Origin of the sequence: Streptomyces sp. NPDC058877, from assembly GCF_042742855.1 — a bacterium.
Taxonomy (GTDB): Bacteria; Actinomycetota; Actinomycetes; order Streptomycetales; family Streptomycetaceae; genus Streptomyces.
Genome location: NZ_JBHYMF010000341.1, coordinates 1 through 3,367 on the forward strand (window position 1 = coordinate 1; position 3,367 = coordinate 3,367).

Genomic DNA, 3,367 nt, shown 5'->3' on the forward strand with positions numbered 1-3,367 from the left:
CAGGCACCGATCACTTACGAACAACAGTCAGCTACCCTGATACTTGCCGCATAACGACACGAACAGGTGTCCACCCTCCGGGGACAAGGCCCGAGCGCCTCCGGCGACCGCCAGGGCATGCAGGTCACCGCGGCACAGCTCTTCACGTGCCGATCAGCTCATCCGGCGCACCGTTGTCGTCCCAGTCGGCCTCATCCATCCTGCCCCTGCCGAAAATCTCGTCCGGGCTGGTGAGCGACCGGGGCGCGCACTGCGGCCAGTGCCTTGTTGGACAGTCTGGCCGCGGGTCAGGGGCCGGTTCCCCACGACCACGAACGCCCGTAAGCGGCTGTACCTGCTTCGCCACGGCGGCAAGGAACGGCTGGACGAAGATCGACACAGTCGCATCGCCGTGGAGACCCGCATGGGCCGCGAGGTCGCCGGCGTGGAAGGTCTCTACTCGCACGTCGCCCTGGCCGTGGAGCAGGAGGTTGCCGATTCGCTGCAAAGCAGGTGGCTGTGCTTCGCGGCCAGCGAGAGAGAGCACTGGAAGGCACCATCTCCCACCGCCCTACTATTCGATCTTGAAAGGTGGTGGAAACCAGCAGGTCAAAGCCGCTCAGGACACGTCGACATAGTTTCGTTCATGAAGTTCATCACCACGAAGTCCTTCATGCCCTTCGTGATCTACCGGATCATCCTCGGCATCCTGCTGTTCGCGCTGGTGGGAGCCGGTGTGCTCAGCCCGCACGCGGGCGAGTCCGGCGGCTGACGCCCCCTTCACCGAAAGGAAGGGCCGCACGAGAGTGCGGGCCCTTCTGACGTCTCGGGGGCCGTGCCGTCCGCCCGGCCGCGGCCGGCGGGCCCACCGACTGGTGCACACGGGGCGGCGGCACGGGGACGAGGTCGCGGGATGACTACTCCGCGGGCCGGAGCCGCCGTACGTGGAGGTGTCCGTCCCGGGGGAAGGCGGGTGGCGCGGCGGGCAGGATCCCGTCGAGCGCGTACCGGCTCTTGTGCGCGACGCGGCACGACGCCGGGTTGTCCACTCGGTGGAGGAGTTCGAGCCGTTCCAGCCCGTCGCCCCCGAAGGCGCCGAAGGCCCAGTCGGTGAGTGCTTCCAGCGCCCGGGGGGCCACTCCTCTTCCCCGGGCGGGCGCAGCCGTCCAGTAGCCGACTTCTGCCGCGGCTGCACCCGGGACGGCCCCCTTGAGCACCACGCTCCCCACCGGGGCTGCGATGCCGGGACCGGCAGGCTCCTCGAGGACGGCGAAGCCCAAGCGGTGCCCCTCGTCCCAACTCCGCTGTTGGTCCCGCACCCACCGCTCGGCACCGGCCATGTCGTCGACGACGTGGCTCGTCGAGCGGCGCAGTGCGGGGTCACGGAACACCTCGACCAGGGCGGGCGCGTCTTCTTCGCGCCAGGGACGGAGGAGCAGGGCGGGGGCGACCGACGTCGCGGCCGCGTGCAGGAGGACCGGCGTGCGCATCACAGGATGCTAGTGGCTCGTCACGCAGCCTTGGCCGGGTATTGCGTCCAGGTGCGGATGGGTGAGCCGGGGGCGAAGTTGGTCTTCGGTTCGGCGCGGGCGTTGTGCCAGCGGATGTAAGCGGCGATGGCGGCGTTCTGTTCGTCGTGGCTGCGGTGGTCGGTGCCGTTGAGGGCGAAGTAGCGTACGGCCGCGAACTCGGCCTCGATCCAGTTCAGCCAGGATCCGTAGGTCGGCAGGAAGACCAGCTCGATGTCGTTGTCCACTGCCCAGGCGCGGACGTCTGCGTGCTTGTGCGGGGAGAAGTTGTCCAGCACCACATACAGCTTCTCTCCGGGCCAGCGGGCGCGCAGGCCCTTGAGGAGGCCGAGGAACTCGCGCCAGCGCTTGCGCGGGCGAATGCGGTAGTACAGCTTGCCGGTGGCCAGATCGAGGGCGGCGAGCATGTGCCTCACGCCGTTTGTGCGGTTGTAGGTGGCCCGCAGCCGGCGCGGACGCCTCACCGGCCCCCACGCTTTGCCCTTGCGGGGCATCAGGTTCAGCGGTCCGAACTCGTCGACGCATATCACCCGCCCGTCAGCGGGCGGAGTGTCGTACAGCGCCAGGATGCGGTGCATCTTGGCGAGGAACTCCGGGTCGGTGGACCCTTTCCAGGTAGTGGTGGTCTTCCAGGAGACCTTGCCCTCGCGCAGGATCCGGCGCAGGGTTTCCCGGCTGATGGCCGCGGTCACCTTCTGCTTGATGAGGTGGTCGGCGAGCTTGCTCAGGCTCCAGGTGGAGAACGCGGTGATCTTCCAGTCGGCGGGGGACGTCCGGGCGATCAGACAGATGTGCTCGCGCACCTGGTCACTGATCGTCTTGGGGCGTCCCCCGCTCCATTTTGGGTCCAGCGCATCAAACCCCCGCTCGTTGAAGGCGTGGATGACATCACGGACGTGGTCCTCGCCGACCTGCATCAGCGTGGTGATGTCCTTGACCGACTGGCCCTGGGCGGACATCAGCACCACGATCGCCCGACGGAGTTTCACCGGGTCCTTCGCGGTCCGGCTGATCCGCTGCAGCTTCCGGCCCTCGTCCATCGTGACCGGCCGGACGAACACACTCGGTCGACGTCCCACGACCACCTCCAAGATCAGGTCCTGGAGACAGTCTGCTGGCCGACGAGCAGCAGGTCGTGCGACTGGGCTGAATACTTCGGCTGGCGAGTCGGCAGGGCGCAGGTTGCGAACGGCCCCCATCACACGGCTGGCGGTCCCAGGTCGACCCCATCACGGAACCGGAACCCCAAGGCGTGAACGAGCGCGAGGACCAAGTCCTCCGCCAGCGGATCACACTCAGCCACCAGAGCAGCCCTGAGCGCCACCGGGTCCGGCTGAAGGCCAGCCCTTCGCACCCAGGCCGCAGCTCGCTCTCCTACTTCGGCCGAATCACCGATCCACTCACCGGGGAGGCCGTAATCCCGCGCCATCTCCGGGGACAAAGCGCATTGCCATGACAGGCCGTCGGGACTCGCTGCCTGAACTGTCGCGAAGTCGCTGTCCACCACATGAGCGACCAGGACAGAAGCACGCGTCTCGCGAATGATCGAAGGATCCGGATCCGCGATAGGGCACGCTTGCAGGATCTGCCACTCGCCATCGCGCGCCGACCACAACGGTACACAGTCCGCCGCCCGCATCGCCGCCAACTCCGTCAGCGGCCGACCGGCTCGCGCCACGATGAAAGACCCCGAGAATCCCATGACCGGGAACCGTAGCCGCGATCACTGACACCGTCGATTGCCCGGCCAAGGCTGCGTGACGAGCCACTAGTAGTGCTTGGTCAGGTCGTGTTTGGTGGTGCGTGTCCTTCGGGTTGTGTGTCGCGTTGTGGGTGTGTGACTCCGGACGAAATGGCTG

The 3,367-nt window shown here is 67.4% G+C and carries 2 protein-coding genes and 1 pseudogene; 1 reads left to right on the top strand and 2 read right to left on the bottom strand.

The window, feature by feature from the left end; translation table 11 throughout:
• Positions 1-613: 613 nt before the first annotated feature.
• Positions 614-751: pseudogene (locus tag ACFW2Y_RS35160) on the top strand (undecaprenyl-diphosphatase); the annotation flags it as partial.
• Positions 752-896: 145 nt separating this feature from the next.
• Here the strand turns inward: ACFW2Y_RS35160 and ACFW2Y_RS35165 are convergent.
• Positions 897-1,469, bottom strand: coding sequence for a GNAT family N-acetyltransferase (locus ACFW2Y_RS35165; RefSeq protein ID WP_384887634.1), 573 nt, complete (start codon positions 1,467-1,469; stop codon positions 897-899).
• 20 nt (positions 1,470-1,489) lie between these two features.
• Complete coding sequence (locus ACFW2Y_RS35170; RefSeq protein WP_384887637.1) at positions 1,490-2,587, bottom strand: IS630 family transposase; 1,098 nt, start codon at positions 2,585-2,587, stop codon at positions 1,490-1,492.
• Positions 2,588-3,367 lie beyond the last annotated feature (780 nt).

Excerpts from the sequence above, each read along its gene's own strand:
- ACFW2Y_RS35165 (WP_384887634.1), bottom strand. The coding sequence starts at position 1,469 with ATGCGCACGCCGGTCCTCCTGCACGCGGCCGCGACGTCGGTCGCCCCC.